21 protein-coding genes and 1 tRNA gene are annotated in these 22,615 nt (G+C 42.1%); 4 read left to right on the forward strand and 18 right to left on the reverse strand.

The features are described 5' to 3' along the window. Positions 1 to 60: 60 nt before the first annotated feature. The 10 genes from D8854_RS06755 to D8854_RS06805 form a co-directional block, all read right to left on the reverse strand. Positions 61 to 942, reverse strand: a complete 882-nt coding sequence (locus D8854_RS06755) for a class II fructose-bisphosphate aldolase (RefSeq protein ID WP_001019005.1) — start codon at positions 940 to 942, stop codon at positions 61 to 63. 139 nt (positions 943 to 1,081) lie between these two features. Then, positions 1,082 to 2,410: a sensor histidine kinase VncS gene (gene vncS / locus D8854_RS06760; RefSeq protein ID WP_125450291.1), complete on the reverse strand. Its 1,329-nt coding sequence runs from the start codon at positions 2,408 to 2,410 to the stop codon at positions 1,082 to 1,084. Beyond that, positions 2,407 to 3,063 (reverse strand): response regulator transcription factor VncR, encoded by a 657-nt coding sequence (gene vncR / locus D8854_RS06765; protein WP_000697942.1) that lies wholly within the window; start codon positions 3,061 to 3,063, stop codon positions 2,407 to 2,409. The genes vncS and vncR overlap by 4 nt, the downstream gene beginning before the upstream one ends. Positions 3,064 to 3,312: 249 nt before the next feature. Next, the gene (gene vex3 / locus D8854_RS06775) at positions 3,313 to 4,692 is read right to left on the reverse strand and encodes an ABC transporter permease subunit Vex3 (RefSeq protein ID WP_042902562.1); all 1,380 of its coding nucleotides are present in this window, start codon (positions 4,690 to 4,692) and stop codon (positions 3,313 to 3,315) included. Positions 4,693 to 4,742: 50 nt separating this feature from the next. Then, positions 4,743 to 5,390 carry an ABC transporter ATP-binding subunit Vex2 gene (gene vex2 / locus D8854_RS06780; protein WP_000173736.1) on the reverse strand — a complete coding sequence of 216 codons (648 nt, stop codon included), beginning with the start codon at positions 5,388 to 5,390 and terminating at the stop codon, positions 4,743 to 4,745. A gap of 126 nt (positions 5,391 to 5,516) precedes the next feature. Beyond that, positions 5,517 to 6,794 (reverse strand): ABC transporter permease, encoded by a 1,278-nt coding sequence (locus tag D8854_RS06785; RefSeq protein ID WP_125450292.1) that lies wholly within the window; start codon positions 6,792 to 6,794, stop codon positions 5,517 to 5,519. A 380-nt stretch (positions 6,795 to 7,174) separates the two neighbouring features. Beyond that, positions 7,175 to 7,260: transfer RNA gene (locus D8854_RS06790), tRNA-Leu, on the reverse strand. 80 nt (positions 7,261 to 7,340) lie between these two features. Beyond that, positions 7,341 to 7,916, reverse strand: coding sequence for a cysteine hydrolase family protein (locus D8854_RS06795; protein ID WP_125450293.1), 576 nt, complete (start codon positions 7,914 to 7,916; stop codon positions 7,341 to 7,343). Next, entirely contained in the window at positions 7,916 to 8,704 is a 789-nt protein-coding gene (gene codY / locus D8854_RS06800) for a GTP-sensing pleiotropic transcriptional regulator CodY (RefSeq protein WP_004243007.1), read from the reverse strand. The genes D8854_RS06795 and codY overlap by 1 nt, the downstream gene beginning before the upstream one ends. Before the next feature lie 280 nt (positions 8,705 to 8,984). Beyond that, a complete protein-coding gene (locus D8854_RS06805) occupies positions 8,985 to 10,562 on the reverse strand; it encodes a DEAD/DEAH box helicase (RefSeq protein ID WP_125450294.1) in 1,578 nt (525 codons plus the stop codon). 316 nt (positions 10,563 to 10,878) lie between these two features. On the opposite strand from D8854_RS06805, the gene D8854_RS06810 reads away from it, so the two are divergent. From D8854_RS06810 to D8854_RS06825, 4 genes are all read left to right on the forward strand, one after another. Then, positions 10,879 to 12,195 carry an FAD-containing oxidoreductase gene (locus D8854_RS06810; protein WP_125450295.1) on the forward strand — a complete coding sequence of 439 codons (1,317 nt, stop codon included), beginning with the start codon at positions 10,879 to 10,881 and terminating at the stop codon, positions 12,193 to 12,195. A 98-nt stretch (positions 12,196 to 12,293) separates the two neighbouring features. After that, positions 12,294 to 13,637, forward strand: coding sequence for a lipid II isoglutaminyl synthase subunit MurT (gene murT / locus D8854_RS06815; protein WP_125450296.1), 1,344 nt, complete (start codon positions 12,294 to 12,296; stop codon positions 13,635 to 13,637). Continuing rightward, positions 13,637 to 14,419, forward strand: a complete 783-nt coding sequence (gene gatD, locus D8854_RS06820; protein ID WP_125398882.1) for a lipid II isoglutaminyl synthase subunit GatD — start codon at positions 13,637 to 13,639, stop codon at positions 14,417 to 14,419. Before murT ends, gatD begins: the two co-directional genes overlap by 1 nt. A gap of 127 nt (positions 14,420 to 14,546) precedes the next feature. After that, positions 14,547 to 15,629 (forward strand): M24 family metallopeptidase, encoded by a 1,083-nt coding sequence (locus D8854_RS06825; protein ID WP_125398883.1) that lies wholly within the window; start codon positions 14,547 to 14,549, stop codon positions 15,627 to 15,629. A 42-nt stretch (positions 15,630 to 15,671) separates the two neighbouring features. Here the strand turns inward: D8854_RS06825 and D8854_RS06830 are convergent, their stop codons facing one another. The 8 genes from D8854_RS06830 to D8854_RS06865 form a co-directional block, all read right to left on the reverse strand. Continuing rightward, complete coding sequence (locus D8854_RS06830) at positions 15,672 to 16,133, reverse strand: ECF transporter S component (RefSeq protein ID WP_084971565.1); 462 nt, start codon at positions 16,131 to 16,133, stop codon at positions 15,672 to 15,674. Next, on the reverse strand, positions 16,111 to 16,884 hold the full coding sequence (locus tag D8854_RS06835) for a bifunctional hydroxymethylpyrimidine kinase/phosphomethylpyrimidine kinase (protein WP_125450297.1): 774 nt from the start codon (positions 16,882 to 16,884) through the stop codon (positions 16,111 to 16,113). The genes D8854_RS06830 and D8854_RS06835 overlap by 23 nt, the downstream gene beginning before the upstream one ends. Further along, the gene (gene truA / locus D8854_RS06840) at positions 16,874 to 17,623 is read right to left on the reverse strand and encodes a tRNA pseudouridine(38-40) synthase TruA (protein WP_125398887.1); all 750 of its coding nucleotides are present in this window, start codon (positions 17,621 to 17,623) and stop codon (positions 16,874 to 16,876) included. Before truA ends, D8854_RS06835 begins: the two co-directional genes overlap by 11 nt. 97 nt (positions 17,624 to 17,720) lie before the next feature. Further along, positions 17,721 to 18,872, reverse strand: coding sequence for an MFS transporter (locus tag D8854_RS06845; protein WP_125398888.1), 1,152 nt, complete (start codon positions 18,870 to 18,872; stop codon positions 17,721 to 17,723). A 112-nt stretch (positions 18,873 to 18,984) separates the two neighbouring features. Continuing rightward, on the reverse strand, positions 18,985 to 19,608 hold the full coding sequence (locus tag D8854_RS06850) for a Pr6Pr family membrane protein (protein ID WP_125398889.1): 624 nt from the start codon (positions 19,606 to 19,608) through the stop codon (positions 18,985 to 18,987). A 2-nt stretch (positions 19,609 to 19,610) separates the two neighbouring features. Next, complete coding sequence (locus tag D8854_RS06855) at positions 19,611 to 19,949, reverse strand: zinc ribbon domain-containing protein YjdM (RefSeq protein WP_125416935.1); 339 nt, start codon at positions 19,947 to 19,949, stop codon at positions 19,611 to 19,613. A gap of 210 nt (positions 19,950 to 20,159) precedes the next feature. Continuing rightward, positions 20,160 to 20,678, reverse strand: coding sequence for a Dps family protein (locus D8854_RS06860; protein WP_084971555.1), 519 nt, complete (start codon positions 20,676 to 20,678; stop codon positions 20,160 to 20,162). Positions 20,679 to 20,827: 149 nt separating this feature from the next. Then, complete coding sequence (locus D8854_RS06865; protein ID WP_125450298.1) at positions 20,828 to 22,609, reverse strand: ABC transporter ATP-binding protein; 1,782 nt, start codon at positions 22,607 to 22,609, stop codon at positions 20,828 to 20,830. Positions 22,610 to 22,615: the final 6 nt, after the last annotated feature.

Here is a 22,615-nt window from a genome sequence, read left to right on the forward strand (position 1 = left end):
TATCTACACCAAAAAACCCACCCTCATGGGCAGGTTTCTGATCTGTATTGTTCAGCTAGATTAAGCTTTACCTTCTGAACCGAATACGTCGATACGTTCTTCAACTGATGCTTGGATAGCTTTTACACCGTCAGCCAAGAATTTACGTGGGTCGAAGAGTTTCTTCTTGTCGTATTCTGCTTCGTTTGCTTCGTAGTCACGAGCAAATTTACGAGTTGCGTTAGCGAATGCGATTTGGCATTCAGTGTTAACGTTAACTTTCGCAACACCAAGTTTGATAGCTGCTTGGATTTGGTCATCAGGAATACCTGAACCACCGTGCAATACGATTGGGAATCCTGGTACAGCTTCAGTCAATTTTTGCAAGTGGTCAAGGTGAAGACCTTTCCAGTTTGCAGGGTATGGACCGTGGATGTTACCGATACCAGCTGCCAAGAAGTCGATACCAGTTGCAACCATTGCTTTAGCATCTTCGATTGGAGCCAATTCACCATCACCGATGATTCCGTCTTCTTCACCACCGATAGTTCCAACTTCAGCTTCTACTGACACACCATTTGCGTGAGCAAATTCTACAACTTTACGAGCTTTTTCAAGGTTTTCTTCAACTGGAAGGTGTGAACCGTCAAACATAACTGAAGTATAACCAACTTGAATACACTCAAGTGCATCTTCGTAGTGACCGTGGTCAAGGTGGATAGCTACTGGTACAGTGATACCCATTGACTCAACAAGGTTAGCGATCAAGTTGCGAGCAACTTTGTAACCACCCATGTATTTAGCAGCACCCATTGAAGTTTGGATCAAAACTGGAGCTTTTTTAGCTTCTGCTGCGCGCAAGATAGCTTGAGTCCACTCAAGGTTGTTTGTGTTAAATCCACCAACTGCATAACCGTTGTCACGAGCTGCTTGGACAAATTTTTCTGCTGAAACGATTGCCATTTGTCAGGCCTCCTATATATTTTTTGGGACATCCCATTTACATTGTTCATTTTATCACTTTTTGATAAAAAAAGCTAGTTTTTCCCATACTTTAGATTGAATTTCTTCTAGCCCAATCAATGTAAACCCTTTCTTTCCCTTAGTCTTGCACGACTTTAGGATAACGTATGAAAAAGGTCAAGCGATCATCTTGCATCTCAAAATGATAAGGTAATTTCTCATGTTCTAATAAACTTTTGACCACAAAGAGTCCCATCCCCGAACCCTTGGCCTTGCGACTGGCATTTTCAGAAAAAGACTGGGCCAATTTTTCTTGTTCTTCAGGACTACAGCTATTCTCGATAAAGAGTTCCCCTTCTCTTTCTCCGATACGGATCAAGCCGCCTAGAGTGGAGTGCTTGATAGCATTACTGATGAGATTCGATAGAATTAGTTTCATGACAGATGGGTTTATGTAAGCCTGCTGATGGGTCAAGCGATTGTCTATCTGAAGTTCTTTCTCCTTGGCGAGCAAAGCATAATCCTTGACTAGACTTTGTGTCATCTGAAGGAGGTCAACCTCTTCTTTCTCCTCTCGCAATTCCTGTACAGAAGAAAGAGACAATATCTGGAGAACGTGGTGACTGAGGTCGTCCACAATCCCCAAGGCAACTCCAAGATAGTGGTCTCTATCCTTATAACGACCGATATTTTCTTTCATATTTTCGATTAGGATTTTCAAACTAGCCAGTGGAGTTTTCAATTCATGAGAAGCCCCTCGTAGGAACTCAACCTTCATCTTCTCCAGCTGGAGAATGGCTTCATTCTTGTCATGCAAGTCCGCAATAACTGTCAAAAGATGCTGGTAAAGGCTATTGATTTGTTCCTTGAGATCACCAATTTCATCCTTAGAATCCACGCGCAATCGCACTTGAGCATCTAGGTCCATCATCCGACGGGTCACCCGCTTGATTTCCAAAATCGGGGCAACAATGGTCCGAGCATAGATGTAGGCCACCAAGAGGGAAATCAGAAAGGATGCCAGTAAGGTATAGGGGAGAAACTGGAGACTAATCTGCTCTGCTTCCTTTTGCAAATCCATGGAAGACAGAAACTGGAGAGTCATGGTGCCACCGTCTTGCGTTTTCACATCACGCTCCTCAATGAAGAGCGAAGTTGTCTGGCGAGCTGTATCTAGTGGAAAATTATCCTTGACTTCTAACTTATCCTCCGTCATCTCTCCCTTGACAGCTCCTTTGATATCACTGGTCTGGGAATACAAGTCTAAGACTTGCTCAATATTCTGCCTATCTTTTCCATCCAGGGACTGGGCAATGGCTGTCGCTTTCTGGCCAATGGTTTCCTGACGGTGGCTCAGATAAGTCGAGGGAAAGAGAAAATAAATGGCTAAATGAAGACAAATAACCAGAACACTAAAAATAGAGAAGGTATAGATAAATATCTTTGTAAATAAACCTGTTCGTTTCATTTTCGCTCCAATTTATAACCAACATTGCGCACAGTGAGGATGCAATCCAAGTCTAGCTTTTTCCGCAGTTCCTTGATATAGACATCAATAACACGGTCAAAGGGGACCTCATCTGTCGCCTTCCAGACAGCATCGATAATCTGAGAACGAGTCAAGGCCCGGCCTTCATTTTTCACCAGATAGTCCAGAATTTCCAACTCCTTGGCATTGATGGCCACTTCTTGACCTGCTAGGCTTGCGCTGTAACTCTCAAAGTCCACCTTGGTATCCTTATAGGAGAAGACTCGTCCCGTATCGTAGTATCGCTTGAAAATCGCGTCTACCCTCACTTTTAAAAGGGAGAGGGAGAAGGGTTTTTCCAGATAGCCGTCTGCTAGAGAGGCAAAGGCACTCATCTTGTATTCCTCATCCTGAAAGGCTGTCAGCATCAAGACAGGAACCTGACTGGTCTTACGAATCTCCGCTAGGACTTCTAGGCCATTAAGCTTGGGCATCTGGATATCCAGTAGTACTAGAGCAACTTCATAGCTGGAAAATTTTTCCAGAGCTTCTTGACCGTCCGCTGCCTCAATGGTTTCATAACCACAATCCGTCAAATAGTCACTGATCCCCTCACGAATCATCTCTTCATCTTCTACAATTAAAATTTTCATAGAAAAAACGTTTCACATTCCTTTAAATTTCTTGTAAATCATCTCTGTTTCATCCTGATAGGAAGAGTCCTTATACTCAATGAAAATCAAAGAGCAAACTAGGAAGCTAGCCGCAGGCTGTACTTGAGTACGGCAAGGTGAAGCTGACGTGGTTTGAATTTGATTTTCGAAGAGTATTATCAAGATGAAATAGATAAAAATGCTACCTATATTATACCCCATTTAGGGGAGAATAGGTAGCAAGTTTTTTTATTCGCTATCGAGCAAGAGCTCTTTTGGTTGTTTTCTGAGGAGATTGCTTGAAGCAAGCGCCATAACGAGAACCACTAGAACCAAGGCAAGGACAAAGACGATGATGAAGTCTGATGTCTGAATAGAAATATCTAGGCTCGACAAGGTCTTGCTAAAGCCGTCTACTTCTGCACCACCACCAAGATTAGAGGCTTGAGCTGCCTTGCTGGCTTGCTTGGCAACACCTGAAGTAACATTGGCAAGGACGGTGTTTCCGATTGCACGAGCTGTATAGTTGGCTAGGAAGTAAGCAGAAACGAGAGCAGGGATAGCAATCAAGATTGATTCTGTGATAAATTGACCCAAGATACTTGCCTGCTTGAGACCGATAGAGAGGAGAATTCCCACTTCCTTGCGACGGGCATTGATCCAAAGACTGAGCAAGAGTGCAAGGAGAAGAACTGAGAAGCTCAAGCTACCCCAGAAAAGGAGGTTGGCCATCTTGTACATACCAGAAATGGATTGCTCTAGAGCTGGGTAGTTAGAGGAACTCTTCACAAGTGTGTAGCTCTTCCAGTTGATACCGCTGATGCCATTCAACTCTTTCATGACGTCATCCAAGTTCTTGTCCGCTGTTACAAAGAAAGTTGCGTCCCCATAAATGGCTGTGTCTTCTGTGTAGCCATAAAGTTTAGCAGCCGTATGGATGTCTGTGATAGCAGTATTTTCGTAAAGTTCTTGTGAGTAGGTGACTGCCGACTTATTGTGACCATCAAAGAGTCCCTTGATTGTCACTTCGACTGTTTCCTTGGCTCCTTTTTCATTGTCTGCATCATAGACATTAGAGTCCAATTTGACCTTATCTCCAACTTTCCAGCCATGTTTGGCTGCCAAGTCCTTGTGCATGAGAATCTTGTCCTTGTCGTCGTTAGTTAGGTGCTCACCTTCAACCAGCTTATATGAGCCAGAGACAAACTTATCTTCTTTAGAGGAGTCATTGACACCTGTAATCATCAAACTACTTCCAAAACGCTTGGCACGGTCAGCAGTGAGATTTTTCTTGGTTTCTGGTGTTTCGATGAGGTCATATCCAGTCAAATCTCCGATAGCATTGATGCGTTTAACATAAGACTCGATGGCCTTATTTTCGGTGATTTTTTTGATATCCTCACCCTTGATATTTCCAGAACCACGTGGCGTTCCTTGATTGACGCGACGATTGATTTGCATGGAGAAACTATTGGTGATATTTTTAAAGGTCTCCTGAGAAGCCTTGGCTGTAGCTCCCTTGATCGACAAGCCGACCAAACTCAAGCTCGCCATGAGGAGAATAATCAGGAAGATAACAATCGATTTGAAAAACTTCCTTGTAACATAGGCAAATGCGTTGTGTAACATAGGTTCCCTTTCTAGATTTGATTTTATAATTCTATGAAAACAAGCTCATCTTATTTTGTAGTATTGCGAGTTTCAGTTAGTTTCTTATTCTTCAATTCAAGTGTAATATCTGACGCTTGTGCCACTTCTTTACTGTGGGTGACGACGATCACACATTTACCTGTTTTCTCGGCAAGTGATTTGAGCAGTTCGATAATATCTCCAGCAGTTTTAGGATCCAGATTTCCTGTTGGCTCATCAGCTAGAATAACCGGAGCTTCTGATACCAAACTGCGAGCGATGGCTACACGTTGTTGTTGACCACCTGATAACTGGAGAACATTCCGCTTGATCTGACTTTCATCCAAACCAAGCTCAAGAAGCGTATCCTTGCTTGCCTTTTTGTTGACCAAGCGGATATTTTCCAGCGGAGAAAGATAATCTATCAAGTTATAATTTTGAAAGACCAGGGAAATATGGTGCATACGATGGTAAGAGTATCCCTTGTTCCGAATGTCCTCTCCTTGAAAAAGGATAGAACCTTCAACAGGGCTATCTAGACCAGCCAGTAGAGACAAGAGAGTGGATTTTCCAGCTCCTGACTCACCAATGATACTATAAAATTTTCCAGGTTCAAAATTATACTTGATCTGATATAAAACTGCCTCAGCAGTGTTCTTATAACGGTAGGTAACATCTTGCAATTGTAATAAAGTCATGATTTCTCCTTCTTATACTCAATGAAAATCAAAGATTAAACTAGAAAGCTAACCGCAGGTTGCTCAAAGCACAGCTTTGAGGTTGCAGATAAGACTGACACGGTTTAAAGAGATTTTCGAAGAGTATTAACTAATAGATGATAAAATTTCCTTAGGCGATTTTCTAAATAAGAATAGGAAACAAAGGGCTACAGACAAGCAACCAATCAGGAGCAGAAATACATAGGATTCTACAAAGGATAGGAGACTGGTTGATAGACCGCTTGCTTTGGCCAGCGTGTCCTGTAAGGTTGCCTGATCTCCACTGGCTAGTACAGTTTGGAGTAGATAGGATGTAATGGCGTTTCCTGCAACAAATGCTGGAAGCAAAGCTCCGAGAGATACCAAAACTACCTCTAAACAGAACTGGAGGAAGATCGAACTCTTGCCTTTTCCAAGTGCCAGAAGAATTCCCACTTCGTAGACCCTTTCTCTCAACCAGAGGGACAAGACCAAAATTAAGGCTCCTGCTCCTGCTATCAACATCCCATAAAGGAAGATGGTGAGGAAGGTTTGGAAGGTTGCAACTGAGTCTTTGATTTGTTCAAAGGCCTTGTTTTCCTTCTCAACTTGGTAACCTTGACTTTCTAAAGCCAAGTTTTCCACCTGCTTCATGAGTCCGTCCATTTCCTTAGGATTTTCTACATAGAAGCGCGCTGCACTGACTTGCGGTTCACTATTTCCCAGAAGCGTTTGGCTGCTTTCATAGTCTGTAAAGACCTGGTTTTCACTGAAGTCAGAAGACAAGCCTGTGAACTTTTCTTGTTTTTTACCAGAAAAGATGCCTACAATCTCAAACTCTACTGTTTGCCCTTTTCCAGCTTCGGACTGACCAGCATCCAAGCCAATCTTGTCATGAAGCGAAAGACCGTTCTTCTTAGCCAACTCTTCGTGAATAAGGATTTTCTTAGAGTCTCCTTTTTGAAGGTGTCGCCCTTCTTTTAGATTGAAAGCCGAACTGGTAAAGGTGACATCCTTGGATGAATCTTCAAGAGCCGTTAAGCTAACCAAGTTCTTGTCCGCTGCTGACAAATCATCGCGTTCGACACTCTGCTCACCACTCACCGCTTCCTTGTCTTTCAGTTTTGCGACCGTTTCGAGTTCAGGAGAGACATTTTCCAGTCCCTTAATCTTGCTCACGGATGCTAGGTCAGACAATTTGAAGGTCTGTCCATTTTCTATCTTTTTGATAGAAAAAGATGTATTGAGTGATTTGTAAAGATTGCTTTCTACTGTTTTGTTGGACTTCATCAGAGTCAAACAGGCTGAAATTCCTGCCAAAAGGACAAATAAAATCAGAAATAAAATAAAACTTCTCAGTCGTTTTCTGCTGACATAAGCCCAAGCTCTTTGGATTGGATTCATTTGTCACCTCCATATTTGTAAGACTATTATAAAATCCAAATATGAAATGTTTATGAAATCGAAAAATTTTTTTGAAAAAAACAAAAAAGCTAGCGAACGCTAACTTTTCTCATATAGAATGCATTTTATCAATCAAAAATATACTCCATTTTATAAATGCTGGCACCGTCTTTCAGCTTAGTATTTTCCCATCTCCTAAGTTCTTCATTTTCTGACTTGTGTCTGAGAAAATTCTGAACAAGACCAAATGGAAAAAAACGGTTCAAACTTTCTCATAAAATAATAGTTCTTGATGCCCAATACCTTCCGATATCCAAAATGCGTCCTCTAGCCTTCTTTTTAAAAATAAAAAGAGCTAGCCAAAGCTAACTCTTATCCTATGCGGAGAGAGGGACTTGAACCCTCACGACCTAAAGCGGTCACAGGATCCTTAGTCCTGCGCGTCTGCCAATTCCGCCATCCCCGCGTCGATTACTTTACTAGTATATCAACTTTCAAAATCTTTGTCAACACTTTTTTCAGATTTTTTTCATTTTTCCAAGGGAATCATTCTTTAATTTCATCAAGATTTTCATCCAACAATTTGGCTCCCAGAGTATTCTTAAAATGTCCAAGAGCAAACTGGTGATTTTCCGGCCAGATAGAGGCAACTGCGGGCTTGACAATCTCAATTTGATAACCTAAATTATAGGCATCAATAGCCGTATGAAGAACGCAAATGTCAGTCAGTACACCGGTCAAAATGACTGTATCAACCCGACGTTCCCGCAAACGAATATCTAGGTCTGTTCCTGAAAACGCTGAATAGTGACGCTTGTCCATCCAAAAGACACGACTATCAGAAGCATGGGCTTGGTAAAAATCGGCTAGTTTTCCATACAAGTTGCGACCACTAGTTCCAATGATGTTGTGAGGTGGGAAAAGTTTACTCTCAGGATGAAAATCATCCCCTTCCTCATGAGCATCAATGGTGAAAAAGACATAGTCTCCACGATCAAAAGCTAATCTGGTTACCTGATCAATGGCTTTTGATATTGCTTGAGCGGGTGCTCCAGCAGTTAGCTTTCCATAGTCTGCTACGAAATCCTCTGTATAGTCAATCGAGATTAAAGCCTTTACCATTAGTAGTCCCTCTTTTTCACTTCCTCAAAGATATCTGAAATCAATACCTTGAGATATGTTCCCTTCATTCCTAGTGAACGGCTTTCAATAATTCCTGCCGACTCTAGCTTACGGAGAGCATTGACGATCACTGAGCGCGTGATACCGATACGATCTGCAATGACCGATGCAGTTAGTTGTCCTTCATTTCCATTTAGCTCAGATAAAATAGCTGAAACAGCACGAAGTTCTGAGTAAGAAAGGGTATTGACCGCCATGGTAACAGCGGTACGACGGCGAATATTTTTCTCATCTTCTTCACGTTGGAAGTTCAACAGTTGAATCCCCACAACCGTGCTCGCAATCTCAACAAGAATCAAATCCTCATCTTCAAATTTCTTGTCATTGCGCCAAATAATCAAGGAACCTAGGCGAATCCCTGATACATGAATGGGAGCAATGGTTGTCAAACCATCTGGAAAATCCGCACGGCTCTCTACAGGAAAAATGGTCAAATCATGTTCAATAGGAAGATTGGCTTCCGTATCGTAGATCATGTTTGCCCCTTGTACATAGTCATCTGGGAACGTCTTGGTTTGGAAAAACTGCTCTACACGGTCTGTATTAGTTTTATAGCGCATAAAGTAGCCCAAAAGACGACCCTTGCTATTGACAATGCAGGCATTGCAATCAATAATGTCTGCTAGTTGACGTGTAATGGCATTGTATGGAAGTTCATCCTGCATTTGCTCTTCTGAGCGTTTTAAAATTGATGTAATTTTTCTTGTTTTTTCTAATAAATGTGCCATTTTTTACCTCGCATATAATCGCTTCCATTATAACATAGAAAAGTCTTTATTTCAATAATTATCTGAAAATTGCTTATTGAATTGCAATTTTTAAAAGCAAAAATATTTTATAAAAATAGCAATTTTTTATTGACATTCTGTTTGGATTTTTATATAATAATATTATAAGAAGATGGATTAAAGTTCCCCTTCCCATCTCACCTTTCCTTTACTTTTATACATCTTCTTTTACTATCGGTCTCCTTATATAAAAAAGCGATTCATTTTGAACCGCTTTTTCTTATTTGTCTCCTTTGTTACGAATAACAAAGCCTGTTTTCTTTTCACTTGAAGTGTTGCGAGGTTTTTTATTGTCTTTATTACGGTAACGTTTGTCTTTATCAAAATGGTCGTTTCCACGACTACCTTTCTTGAACTCATCACGACGACCATTGCCACGGCGATCACGGTCTCGACGGTCGTCTCCACGACGGCCTCCTCGACCTCCCTTAGCTTTGCCAGCAAAGCCATTACCTGATGGTTTAAATGGCAGTGGTTTTTCACGCGCAATCTCCACTTCAGGAAGGCTGTCTGGATCTTGGACTGTCAGGCTCAAGATATACATAGCCAATTCTTCTGGACTAAATTCGGCAGCTAACTTACGAGCATCTTTAGCAAATTTCTCAAAGTTCCCACGAATGGCTTCGTCTGCGAAGTCTCGTTCGATTTTCTTGAGCGCTACTTGTTTCTTAGCTTGGAAGGCTTCTTCTGCTGTCGCTGGTTTCAAGCCTTTCATGCGTTTCTTAGTCAAGTTTTCAATAATTTGAAGGTAGCCCATTTCATTTGGCGCTACGAAAGTAATAGATTGACCTGACTTACCAGCACGACCTGTACGACCGATACGGTGAACATAACTTTCAGGATCTTGTGGAATATCGTAGTTGTAGACATGGGTCACACCTGAGATATCCAAACCACGCGCTGCCACGTCTGTCGCAACAAGTACATCAAGGTTCCCATTTTTAAAATCACGAAGGACGCGGAGACGTTTATTTTGGTCCAAATCTCCATGAATCCCTTCTGCACGGAAGCCACGGATTTTAAGTCCACGAGTCAATTCATCCACACGGCGTTTGGTACGACCAAATACGATAGCAAGTTCTGGTTGTTCCACATCCATAAGACGTGTCATAGTATCAAATTTTTCTTGTTCCTTGACACGGATATAGTATTGGTCTACTAGTTCTGTAGTCAATTCTTTAGCAGCAATCTTGACATGCTCAGGTTCTTTCATAAACTGAACACCAATACGTTTGATAGCATCTGGCATGGTTGCTGAAAAGAGCAAGGTTTGACGATTTTCAGGGACACGGGAAATGATGGCTTCAATGTCTTCAAGGAAGCCCATGTTGAGCATTTCATCCGCTTCGTCAAGGATAAGAGTTTCAATATCTTGTAATTTCAAGGCCTTGCGTTTAATCAAGTCCAAGAGACGGCCTGGTGTTCCTACCACGATGTGGGCACCAGATTTAAGGGCCTTGATTTGTTTTTCAATGCTGGAACCACCGTAAACTGAGCGAACTTTCACTCCCTTACTACGACCAAAGCGGAAAAGTTCCTCTTGACTTTGGACAGCGAGTTCACGAGTTGGAGCGATGACCAAGGCTTGGATGGTCGCTTCTTCTGTACGGATTTTTTCAAGGGTTGGCAAGCCAAAAGCTGCAGTTTTTCCTGTACCTGTCTGAGCTTGACCAATAACGTCTTTTCCTTCGAGGGCCAATGGAATGGTCTGTTCTTGGATGGGACTGGCTTCTACAAAACCAGCTTTTTCAATCTCTGCTAGCAAATCAGCAGACAAGTTAAATTCATTAAATTTCACGTTTTTCTTCTTTCTAAAGATGGTGCGAAGCCATCCTATAGCGCGTAGTATATACTTTTCTTTTCATGACGTATCTTCATCTAAAAATGAGATACCGTGTTGCTTCTTTTCCACGAAAGAAAAGTACTAGTTCTTTGCAACTTATCTAGTATAACACAAGAGAGAGGCAAAAGATAGTAGAATCCATTAGGAAAATCATGTAAACGATTTTCCATAAATATAAATACATCCTTATATAGTTCATTTCTCCCGTAGCAGATTTGTGCAAAAGTTTTTTTCTTGTGCTAGAATGAAAATCTAACAGGAGGAAATAGAAATGTTAACTTATGATTTAATCGTTATTGGATTTGGTAAAGCTGGGAAAACACTAGCTGCTAAATTGGCTTCATCTGGCAAAAAAGTTGCCCTCGTTGAACGTAGCAAAGCTATGTACGGTGGAACTTGTATCAACATCGGATGTATCCCAACTAAAACCTTGCTAGTTGCTGCTGAGAAAGATTTGTCTTTTGAAGAAGTCATTGCTACCAAAAATACCATCACTGGCCGTCTCAATGGTAAAAACTATGCGACTATTGCTGGTACAGGCGTTGATATCATTGATGCTGAAGCTCACTTTGTTTCTAATAAAGTCATCGAAATTCAAGCTGGTGATGAAAAACAAGAACTAACAGCTGAAACTATCGTCATCAACACTGGTGCTGTTTCAAATGTATTACCAATCCCAGGTCTTGCTACAAGTAAGAACGTCTTTGACTCAACAGGAATCCAAAACTTGGACAAATTGCCTGAAAAACTTGGTATCCTCGGTGGAGGAAATATCGGTCTTGAATTTGCAGGTCTCTACAACAAACTTGGAAGCAAGGTAACCGTCTTAGACGCTTTGGATACTTTCTTGCCTCGTGCTGAACCTTCTATCGCTGCTCTTGCTAAACAGTACATGGAAGAAGACGGAATCGAATTGCTTCAAAACATCCATACTACTGAAATCAAAAATGATGGCGACCAAGTCCTTGTCGTAACTGAAAAAGAAACCTACCGTTTCGATGCCCTTCTCTACGCAACAGGACGCAAACCAAATGTTGAGCCTCTTAAACTTGTAAATACTGACATTGAACTAACTGAACGTGGGGCGATCAAGGTTGACAAACACTGCCAAACAAACGTCCCTGGCGTCTTTGCAGTCGGAGATGTCAACGGTGGACTTCAATTTACCTACATTTCACTAGATGACTTCCGTGTTGTCTACAGCTACCTTGCTGGAGATGGTAGCTACACTCTTGAAGACCGTCTCAATGTGCCAAACACCATGTTCATCACACCTGCACTTTCACAAGTTGGCTTGACTGAAAGCCAAGCAGCAGATTTGAAACTTCCATATGCAGTGAAGGAAATCCCTGTTGCAGCAATGCCTCGCGGTCATGTAAATGGTGACCTTCGTGGAGCTTTCAAAGCAGTTGTCAACACTGAAACCAAAGAAATTCTCGGGGCAACTATCTTCTCTGAAGGTTCTCAAGAAATCATCAATATCATTACTGTTGCTATGGACAACAAGATCCCTTACACTTACTTCACAAAACAAATCTTCACTCACCCAACCTTGGCTGAAAACTTGAATGACTTGTTTGCGATTTAAGCTAAGATAAACTTATGAAAAACAACCCTTCTAGGGTTGTTTTTTCTTATCCAAAATCTCAATTCTATCTTTTCAAGCTTTTATGATATAATAGAAACATGAAATTAAAAACTACTTTGGGCCTTCTTGCTGGGCGTTCATCTCACTTCATCTTGAGCCGTCTTGGCCGTGGAAGTACGCTCCCAGGAAAACTCGCCCTTCAATTTGATAAAGATATTTTACAAAATCTAGCTAAGAACTACGAAATTGTCGTGGTCACTGGAACCAATGGCAAAACCCTGACAACTGCCCTCACTGTCGGCATTTTAAAAGAAGTTTATGGTCAGGTTCTAACCAATCCTAGTGGTGCCAACATGATCACAGGGATTGCAACGACCTTCTTGACTGCCAAATCGTCTAAAACTGGGAAAAATATTGCCGTCCTTGAAATTGACGAAGCCAGCCTATCTCGTATTTGTGACTATATCCAGCCTAGTCTTTTTGTTATCACTAATATTTTCCGTGACCAAATGGACCGCTACGGTGAGATTTATACGACTTATAAGATGATTTTAGATGCCATCCGTAAGGTGCCTACGGCTACTGTTCTCCTAAATGGTGACAGTCCGCTTTTCTACAAACCAGCTATTCCAAATCCTGTACAGTATTTTGGTTTTGACTTGGAAAAAGGGCCAGCCCAACTGGCTCACTACAATACCGAAGGTATTCTCTGCCCAGACTGTCAAAGTATTCTGAAATATGAACTCAATACTTATGCCAACTTAGGTGCCTATATCTGTGAAAATTGTGGTTGCAAACGTCCTGACTTGGACTACCGTCTGACAGAATTGGTTGAGTTGACCAACAATCGCTCCCGCTTTGTCATTGACGGCCAAGAATACGGCATCCAAATCGGTGGGCTTTACAACATCTACAATGCACTAGCTGCGGTTGCTATCGCCCGTTTCCTCGGGGCTGATTCACAACTCATCAAGCAAGGATTTGACAAGAGCCGTGCTGTCTTTGGACGCCAGGAAACCTTCCATATCGGCGATAAGGAATGCACCCTTGTCTTGATTAAAAATCCAGTCGGTGCAACTCAGGCTATCGAGATGATCAAACTAGCGCCTTATCCATTTAGCCTATCTGTCCTTCTCAACGCCAACTATGCTGATGGGATTGATACTAGCTGGATCTGGGATGCTGACTTTGAACAAATTGCTGACATGGACATTCCTGAAATCAACGCTGGTGGTGTTCGTCATTCTGAAATCGCGCGACGTCTACGAGTGACAGGCTATCCAGCTGAGAAAATCACTGAAACAAGCAATCTGGAACAAGTTCTCAAGACCATTGAGAACCAAGACTGCAAACATGCCTATATCCTAGCTACCTATACTGCTATGCTTGAATTCCGCGAACTGCTGGCTAGTCGTCAGATTGTTAGAAAGGAGATGAACTAATGGTTTATACTTCACTTTCCTCAAAAGCTGGCAACTACCCTTATCAGCTCAACATCGCCCACCTCTATGGAAATCTCATGAATACCTACGGAGACAATGGAAACATCCTCATGCTCAAGTATGTGGCTGAAAAACTGGGAGCTCATGTGACAGTTGACATCGTTTCTCTCCATGATGATTTTGACGAAAATCACTATGATATCGCCTTTTTCGGTGGAGGTCAAGACTTTGAACAAAGTATCATCGCTAGCGACCTGCCTGCTAAAAAAGAGAGCATTGACAACTACATCCAAAACGACGGAGTAGTTCTAGCCATCTGTGGTGGTTTCCAACTTTTGGGGCAATATTATGTTGAGGCTTCAGGGAAACGCATAGAAGGGCTAGGGGTCATGGGCCACTACACCCTCAACCAGACCAATAATCGCTTTATCGGTGACATCAAGATTCACAATGAAGACTTCGATGAAACCTACTATGGCTTTGAAAATCACCAAGGCCGCACCTTCCTCTCAGATGACCAAAAACCACTGGGACTGGTTGTCTATGGAAATGGAAATAACGAAGAAAAAATCGGCGAAGGGGTTCATTATAAGAATGTCTTTGGTTCCTACTTCCACGGACCTATCCTCTCTCGTAATGCCAATCTAGCTTATCGCCTAGTTACTACTGCCCTCAAGAAGAAATACGGTCAGGATATCCATCTCCCTGCCTATGAAGATATTCTCAGTCAAGAAATCGCTGAAGAATACAGTGACGTGAAAAGCAAGGCTGACTTTTCTTAAATTAAGGAAAACTATATCAAAGAACTCCGCTATCATATCGGAGTTCTTTTTGCCTGTTCTTTTACCCTTCTTCCTTGCATTTTCTCTCTTTTTTTGCCAAAATAGAGGGGTAGAAAGAAGGTAGCATATGTCTAAATTACAACAAATCGTAACATATCTTGAATCAGAAAAACTAGACGTCGCTGTCGTATCTGACCCCGTCACTATTAATTATCTCACTGGCTTTTACAGTGATCCCCATGAACGCCAAATGTTCCTTTTTGTCTTAGCGGACCGGGAACCTCTCCTTTTTGTCCCAGCCCTTGAAGTGGAGCGTGCAACCAGCACCGTTTCCTTCCCAGTTGTGGGCTATGTGGATTCTGAAAATCCATGGCAAAAAATCAAAAACGCTTTGCCTCAGCACGACTTCAAACGTGTCGCTGTTGAGTTTGATAATCTCATCTTGACCAAATACCATGGCTTGAAAACAGTTTTTGAAACTGCTGAGTTTGAAAATCTCACTCCTCGCATCCAACGCATGCGCCTCATCAAATCAGCTGATGAAGTGCAAAAAATGATGGTTGCAGGTCTCTATGCTGATAAAGCTGTCAAAGTTGGTTTTGACAACATTTCTCTTGATAAGACTGAAACAGATATCATTGCCCAAATCGACTTTGCTATGAAACGTGAAGGCTATGAAATGAGCTTTGATACTATGGTCTTGACTGGCGATAACGCTGCAAATCCACACGGCATTCCAGCAGCTAACAAGGTTGAAAATGATGCTCTTCTCCTCTTTGACCTCGGTGTTATGGTTAATGGCTACGCCTCAGATATGACTCGTACGGTCGCTGTCGGCAAACCAGACCAATTCAAAAAAGATATCTACAACTTGACCCTTGAAGCCCAACAAGCTGCTCTTGACTTTATCAAGCCAGGTGTGACTGCCCATGAAGTGGACCGCGCTGCCCGTGAAGTCATTGAAAAAGCTGGTTATGGTGAGTACTTCAACCACCGTCTCGGTCACGGTATCGGTATGGATGTCCACGAATTCCCATCTATCATGGAAGGAAATGACATGGTCATTGAAGAAGGCATGTGCTTCTCTGTTGAACCTGGTATCTATATCCCTGGTAAAGTCGGTGTCCGCATCGAAGACTGTGGTGTTGTTACCAAGGATGGCTTTGACCTCTTTACAAGCACCAGCAAAGATTTGCTTTATTTTGATTAAATCTAGACAAGCAAAAAGTCAGCTCTCAAATAGCTGACTTTTTTATTTTATCTTTTTAATACTTTGATAGAGAAGAAATCCTGCAAACATTCCAACAAAATTCTGCAATAAATTGTGAGGAACATCTGCCAGAGCTATACCCCATCCCTTCATCCAAGCAGTAGCGAAGGCATAACCAGCTACCATGACGATAGTAGCCAAGACAAGGCCTAACCATTGCCATTTGCCTTTAAAACCTGCAAAATAGCCCTGTGAACCATGGAAAATCAAGCTGAAGATCATCCAGTGAGGATAACCTGAAATAAGGTCAATGATAAAACCTCCTAGACCTCCAACGATAGCTCCTTCACGGCGCCCAAAATAAAAGGCGGTAAAGAAAATTCCAGCATCCAAAAAAGTGAGGATTCCAGTAGCTGTTGGGATTTTCACCACATAACCTAAAGCTACGGATAGGGCTGTTAAGATAGATACTAGGGCGATTTTAGTTGTTTTGGTTTGCTTCATATTGTCTTACTCCATATTGATCTGCTTGTGCAATAGCACGGTAAACGAAAGCTTTAGAACTCTCTACCGCTGTTAAAAGGTCATCACCTTTGACTAGGTGACTGGCAATGCTTGAGGCAAAGGTACATCCTGCACCGGCATTTTGGCCTTGAATAACGGAATTTTCTAGGACTGTAAAGATTTGTCCATCATAAAAGACATCTACAGCCGTTTCCTGACTAAGGCGATTGCCTCCCTTGATAATGACTGCTGGCGCTCCTAATTCATGCAATTTCTGCGCTGCAGCTTTCATGTCTTCCAAGGTTTTAATTTCCTGACCAGCTAATAATTCTGCTTCAGGAAGATTTGGCGTAATCACACTGACATGAGGGAAAAAGCGAATCAACTCTTGACAGAGTTCACTGACAGCTACATCGTGCGTTTCCTTACAGACCAAGACTGGATCTAGAACTACAGGCACTCCTGGACGTTGCTTGATAAAGTCCAAGGCCTTCTCAGCCACACTGACAGTAGGGAGAAGACCAATCTTAATTCCTGCAAACTCGACATCACGTAAGCTATTCAACTCATGTTGAAAAATAGTATCATTCGTAGGGAAGACTTCAAAGCCCTTTTCGGTCAAGGCCGTCAAACAAGTTACAGCTACAAAGCCATGCAAGCCGTTCAAGGTATAGGTAGCCAGATCAGCTGATAAACCACCACCACTAAAAATATCATTCCCAGAAAGGGCTAAAATACGATTATTCTTCATAATGAATCTCCTTCAAATACAAGCCATTTGGTGCTGCTGTGGGGCCTGCAAGTTGCCTGTCTTTTTTCTCCAAGATCAAGTCAATCTGCTCTACAGGCATGCGGTTGTTTCCGATCTTGAGAAGAGTCCCCACCATATTGCGAATCTGTTTGTAAAGAAAACCATTCCCAGAGAAGGTAAAGGTCAAAAACTGCCCTGTCTCATCAACACTAAGGCTGGCTTCTGTAATAGTTCGAACCTTGTCCTCTACACTGGTACCAGACGCTGTAAAACCGGTAAAATCATGAGTTCCCTCTAGCTTTTTGATGGCCTCCTGCATCCGCTCCACATCGAGGGGATAGGGAAAGTGAGTGGCATAGTGACGGCGCATAGGATTTTTGGGACGCCCCCTATCCACGATAAACTCATAGGTCTTGCTATGTTTTGCATAACGGCAATGAAAATCATCCGCCACAAGCTCAATTGAAATCACATCAATATCTTCTGGTGACTGGGTATCCAGAGCAAAACGGAGTTTTTCCTCATCCATCTGATAGGGCAGATCAAAATGAATGACCTGTCCCAGAGCATGGACCCCACTATCCGTCCTACCAGCACCGTGAACAGTGATGGCTTGCCCCTTATTGAGTCTCGTTAAGGTTTTCTCAATTTCCTCTTGAACGCTCCGCGCATGAGGCTGGCGCTGAAAACCGGCAAAGGCAAAACCATCATAAGAAATAGTTGCTTTATATCTTGTCATAACTTCTATTTTATCAGGAAATAAAAGTGTAAACAAGTTTAAAAACCAAAAATTGTATGGGTACAAAATTCCCAAAAAAAAACTTAGGAAACCAATCCTAAGCTCTCTTTTGAAGTGCGTACATAACAAAGATAGAAGTGACAATCAACCAGCATCCTAGAATGGTGAAGACCAACATACCGTTTTGAGTCACCAAGCCAATCGCCCCAAGAATGAAAGGTGTCGTAAAGGCTCCAAAGCTACATCCTAGCACTGCGAAAGACGTTGCCTGATTAAGAAGTTTAGCTGGAATTCTTTCAGAAAGAAGCTGAAAGACAGTGGTCAAGGCTACGCTGTAGGCAAAACCTGCCACAATACTTCCAACTACCATCACACCCAATGACGGAGACAAAGCTATCACAATCTGCCCCAATCCAAAGGTAATGCCTGACCAAAGGAGCAATCTTTCTTTAAAGAGAGAAATCAAGAAAGAAAAACTCACGCCAGCCACAATCCCAATCAACTGCATGATACTTAAAACCAAGCTCGATAACTGGGCATCCCCTAGATCTCTTTCCACCATCAAACTAGGAATACGAATGGTGATAGCTGTATTGGTGCAGACAACAACTGCTGCTTCGACAGCCAATAGAAAAATTAAGCCCTTCATCTGTCCCGTCAAACGAGTCGTTTCGGCCTCTTTTTTCTTTGTTTCTTTCTTTTCTTTCCCATAAGGGACAAAGAGCAGATAAAGGATCAATACTAAAAATCCCGCACTGTAGGCCAAGAAGGTCACTGTCCATCCCAAGGATAAGAGTTGACCTACCACTAGAGTCAAAATCGATGCCCCGACAACTTCTGCTGATCCGCGGAGACCCAGCATCTGGATCCGTGTCTTTCCATGATAGCGTTCGCTGATGATGGAAATGGCCTTGGCATTGATCATCCCCACACCCAAACCAAATAAAATCCGCATCGCAAAGACAAAGTTATAATCCTGATACCAGAAGGGGGCTGTTCCCCCAATAGAGAGGATGAGAAGCCCTAGACTAATTTGAAGACGCTCAGGAAACAAACGTTCCAAAAACCCATTTAAAATCAGCATAATCATAATCCCAAAAGAAGGAAGGCTGACCAAGAGCTCGATTTGTTCTTTGGGATAGCCCTGATAGTAGTCAAACATGGCTGGCAGAGCACTTGAGATGGAAAAGGAGGTAATCAAAACGAGGGATAGGGCCAAAATACTAACCCGTTCTAAAAATTGTTTCATAGATTTTCTTTCTGTATATTTCTCACTGTTGATCCTTTTAAAAGGAAGATGGCAAGAAAAGAAGGAGCCCGATTGAACTAGAGACTCCGTCCTAACTTTCCTAATAGGAAGACTATTTTCGCTTGATTTGCTTGATCAGATAGAAGATAAAGCCTGCAACCATATACGCCATAAAAATGATCAAACACCATTTGATAACCACGTCCCAACCCTTATTCACATTTAAAAAGAAATAAGGGAAGGGATTGTCCTTGGAATTCGGAATATTGAGTTTTAAGACCAGGCCGTTAAACAAGGCAAAAATCATATAAACCAAGGGCAAGATGGTCCACAAGACTGGATCCCAGATCTTGTATTGACCCTGTTTATCGAAGAAGAGGGTATCGGCTAAAAACCAGAGTGGAACGATATAGTGGCAAAGGAAATTCTCCACACGATAAAAGTCTGTCGCTATCGGAGCAAGCATAAAATGGTAAATCACACAGGTAATCATGATACTCATGGTAACGCCACCCTTGAGACGAAGCAAGGTCGGACTTTGCCAATTTTCACCTGAACGGCTCATCACACGGAGCAGATAACCCGTGAAAATCGTTACCAAAAGATTAGACAACACTGTGTAGTAAAGGAGCATACCAAAACCACCATGCTTGGTAATCTCCAAATAAACTCCTGTAAATGCCGCTAAGAACAAGAGCACACGACTATAAAAGATAAATTTGTAATTCAGTTTCATGGCTAGATTTTCTTAACAAACTCTGACTTGAGTTTCATAGCTCCAAAACCATCAATCTTACAGTCGATGTTGTGGTCACCTTCTACGATACGAATATTTTTAACACGAGTTCCTTGTTTCAAATCCTTTGGCGCACCTTTTACTTTCAAGTCCTTGATGAGGGTTACAGTATCACCATCAGCCAATTTATTTCCATTGGCATCGATAGCGATAACACCTTCTTCTACTTCTGCGACTTCAGCAGGGTTCCACTCATAGGCACACTCTGGGCAGACCAAGAGACTTCCGTCTTCATAGACATATTCTGAATTACATTTTGGGCAATTTGGTAAGTTGTTCATAAGTCCTCCTTAAACTATCAATTATTCTTTGAAATTCATATATTATTGAACAGCAACTATTATACCGTAAAATCCTACTTTTGACAATGTGTCCGAAGTCCAGCAGACAAAAAAAGTCATGCACCTTTTTACAGTTACATGACTTTTAAAAGATGATTTGTCATGGGCACTTATCAAGCACCTCATGATAAAAGGGGTAGCAACTATATCTTACAAACCAGGAGCTTGTCCAAGTTCTGCTGTAAGCATCCAGACTGTTTTCTCAAGTTCAGCCTTAGCCCCAACAAAGATATCGTTTGTAACATCATCGCCTTCTTCGTCAGTTACATCCAAAGCTTTTTGGAAAAGAGTGATGAGGTAGCGATAAATAGCTAGAACACGTTCCAAGCTTTCTTCGACGTTACGGAATTCTCCTTCTTCTTCTTCGATTTCACTGTGTTGAAGGAATTCTGTCAAAGTTGAGTAAGGTTTGCCACCAAGAGTAATCAAGCGTTCGCTAATTTCGTCAAGATAGCCATCAAGACTGTCCATGTATTCATCCATTTTTGGATGCCAAACGAGGAAGCCACGGCCACGCATATACCAGTGAACTTGGTGAAGGGCGATGTGAGCCACATACAAGTCCGCTACTGCTTGGTTCAATACTTCCTTTGTTTTAGCCAATGCTACTGGCGCTGCTTTAGATAATGTTGTTACGTCTTTTACTGCTTCTTTTTTCAATTCAACCATATTTCTTACCTCTTTTCATTTTTTATAACCTTCTTATTAGTGGTTATAGTATAAGTATACTACTATCATAAAACGATAGCAAGGAAAGTGTACTATCTGAGAAAAGTTTTAATAGACTGATAATTTAAGAAAAATCTGGACAGCTTTGATTAGCTGACTTGATTGGATTTGCTTGAAAATTGGCTTTGGTACAGATCATAATAAAAGCCTTTTTCTTGGAGCAAGCTTTCATGATTTCCCTGCTCAATAATCTGTCCATCCTTAAGAACGAGAATCTTATCCGCTTCTTGAATGGTAGAGAGACGGTGGGCGATGACAAAGCTGGTTCTTCCCTTCATCAAGCGTTTCATAGCCTTTTGAATCAAGAGTTCCAAACGGGTATCAACTGAGGAAGTCGCTTCATCCAGAATAAGAATTTTAGGATTGGCTAGGAGAGCACGCGCGATGGTCAAGAGTTGCTTTTGCCCGAGGGAAATATTGCTCGACTCTTGGTTCATCTCCATGTTGTAACCACCAGGAAGAGTTCGGATAAAGTGGTCTACATTTGCCGCTTTGGCAGCCTCTACAATATCCTCATCACTGGCGTCAAGATTTCCAAAACGTAGGTTTTCTTTGATAGTACCTTCGTAGAGCCAAGCATCCTGCAAGACCATCCCAAACTGACGGCGGTAGTCTTGTCGTGATAACTGGCGAATATCCTGCCCGTCAACCAAGATTGCGCCTGCTGTGACATCGTAAAAGCGCATAAGCAGATTGATCAAGGTCGTCTTACCAGCTCCAGTAGGACCAACAATCGCCACCATCTCTCCCGGTTGAACTTCCAGATTAAAGTCTCGAATCAATGGTTTGTTTTCAACATACTGGAAGTCAACCTGCTTGAAAGTTACCTGACCTGTTAAGGGTTCAAGGATTTCGAGTTCTTCTCCCTCGACTTCCTCTGTCTCATCCAAGATATCGAAGATACGATCGAGCGAAGACTTGGCACTTTGCATTTGACCCGCAAGTTGTGTGATGTTTTGGATAGGCTGGCTAACCTGCCAAACATACTGAACAAAGGCCTGCATATTCCCCACTGTCAAACGGCCCGCAATAACCTGCAAACCACCAAGAACTGCAACGATCAGATAGGTCAAGTCTGATACGGCATGGAGAGCTGGCATCATGAGTCCAGAGATAAAGCTGGCTTTAAAGCCAACACGTTGGAGGTCGTCCGTAATCTCAGAAAATTCTTTATGAGAAGTTTCCTCACGACCATAGAGTTTCAAGACATTAAAACCTGTGAGATTTTCCTGCACGTAGCCATTCATCCGTCCTAAAATAGCCGCCTGCTCTTTAAAATAAGGCTGAGAACGTTTCAGGATACTTCTTGCACCAAAATAGGTCACTGGAATGGATAGAATCACCACTATAGCCAGCTGAAAGTTTAAGTATAATACCATTCCCATGACGAGGACAATCGTCAAAAGGGCATTTACAATTTGAAGAAAAGACTGCTGAAGGGCATTGGAAACTGTCTCAACATCACTGGTAAAGCGTCCCAATAAATCACCAAACTGGTGTTTGTCAAAGAAAGACACAGGGATACGATTGATCTTTTCAGTCATTTCATTTCGCAGATCTTGGGTCATGGACTGGACCGCATTGGTCATGAAATAGTTGGAATAATAAGACCCAAGTTCATACAAGAAACCTCTAAAGAGGTAAATGATTAAAACTGTTCCGATGTAGCCAGTATTGATACCAGCACCTGAAAGACCCTTAGCCATATCTAAGAGATTCTTTGTCAACTCCGTAATGGCCAGCCCCAAGACAAAAGGCTCCAAGACACTCATGACCACACTTAAAACTTTTAGAAAGACTGCAAAAAAGACAGAAAAACGGTAGGCTTTTAAATAGCTCCACAAACGAGCCAAACTAGATTGTGTTTTCATGTTTCC

Origin of the sequence: Streptococcus mitis (assembly GCF_003943905.1) — a bacterium.
Taxonomy (GTDB): domain Bacteria; phylum Bacillota; class Bacilli; order Lactobacillales; family Streptococcaceae; genus Streptococcus; species Streptococcus mitis_BC.

Bases quoted from the DNA above. Each gene is read 5' to 3' on its own strand.
- D8854_RS06755 (WP_001019005.1), bottom strand. From the start codon at position 942: ATGGCAATCGTTTCAGCAGAAAAATTTGTCCAAGCAGCTCGTGACAAC.
- vncS (WP_125450291.1), bottom strand. From the start codon at position 2,410: ATGAAACGAACAGGTTTATTTACAAAGATATTTATCTATACCTTCTCT.
- vncR (WP_000697942.1), bottom strand. From the start codon at position 3,063: ATGAAAATTTTAATTGTAGAAGATGAAGAGATGATTCGTGAGGGGATC.
- vex3 (WP_042902562.1), bottom strand. From the start codon at position 4,692: ATGTTACACAACGCATTTGCCTATGTTACAAGGAAGTTTTTCAAATCG.
- vex2 (WP_000173736.1), bottom strand. From the start codon at position 5,390: ATGACTTTATTACAATTGCAAGATGTTACCTACCGTTATAAGAACACT.
- D8854_RS06785 (WP_125450292.1), bottom strand. From the start codon at position 6,794: ATGAATCCAATCCAAAGAGCTTGGGCTTATGTCAGCAGAAAACGACTG.
- D8854_RS06795 (WP_125450293.1), bottom strand. From the start codon at position 7,916: ATGGTAAAGGCTTTAATCTCGATTGACTATACAGAGGATTTCGTAGCA.
- codY (WP_004243007.1), bottom strand. From the start codon at position 8,704: ATGGCACATTTATTAGAAAAAACAAGAAAAATTACATCAATTTTAAAA.
- D8854_RS06810 (WP_125450295.1), top strand. From the start codon at position 10,879: ATGTTAACTTATGATTTAATCGTTATTGGATTTGGTAAAGCTGGGAAA.
- murT (WP_125450296.1), top strand. From the start codon at position 12,294: ATGAAATTAAAAACTACTTTGGGCCTTCTTGCTGGGCGTTCATCTCAC.
- gatD (WP_125398882.1), top strand. From the start codon at position 13,637: ATGGTTTATACTTCACTTTCCTCAAAAGCTGGCAACTACCCTTATCAG.
- D8854_RS06825 (WP_125398883.1), top strand. From the start codon at position 14,547: ATGTCTAAATTACAACAAATCGTAACATATCTTGAATCAGAAAAACTA.
- D8854_RS06830 (WP_084971565.1), bottom strand. From the start codon at position 16,133: ATGAAGCAAACCAAAACAACTAAAATCGCCCTAGTATCTATCTTAACA.
- D8854_RS06835 (WP_125450297.1), bottom strand. From the start codon at position 16,884: ATGAAGAATAATCGTATTTTAGCCCTTTCTGGGAATGATATTTTTAGT.
- truA (WP_125398887.1), bottom strand. From the start codon at position 17,623: ATGACAAGATATAAAGCAACTATTTCTTATGATGGTTTTGCCTTTGCC.
- D8854_RS06845 (WP_125398888.1), bottom strand. From the start codon at position 18,872: ATGAAACAATTTTTAGAACGGGTTAGTATTTTGGCCCTATCCCTCGTT.
- D8854_RS06850 (WP_125398889.1), bottom strand. From the start codon at position 19,608: ATGAAACTGAATTACAAATTTATCTTTTATAGTCGTGTGCTCTTGTTC.
- D8854_RS06855 (WP_125416935.1), bottom strand. From the start codon at position 19,949: ATGAACAACTTACCAAATTGCCCAAAATGTAATTCAGAATATGTCTAT.
- D8854_RS06860 (WP_084971555.1), bottom strand. From the start codon at position 20,678: ATGGTTGAATTGAAAAAAGAAGCAGTAAAAGACGTAACAACATTATCT.
- D8854_RS06865 (WP_125450298.1), bottom strand. From the start codon at position 22,609: ATGAAAACACAATCTAGTTTGGCTCGTTTGTGGAGCTATTTAAAAGCC.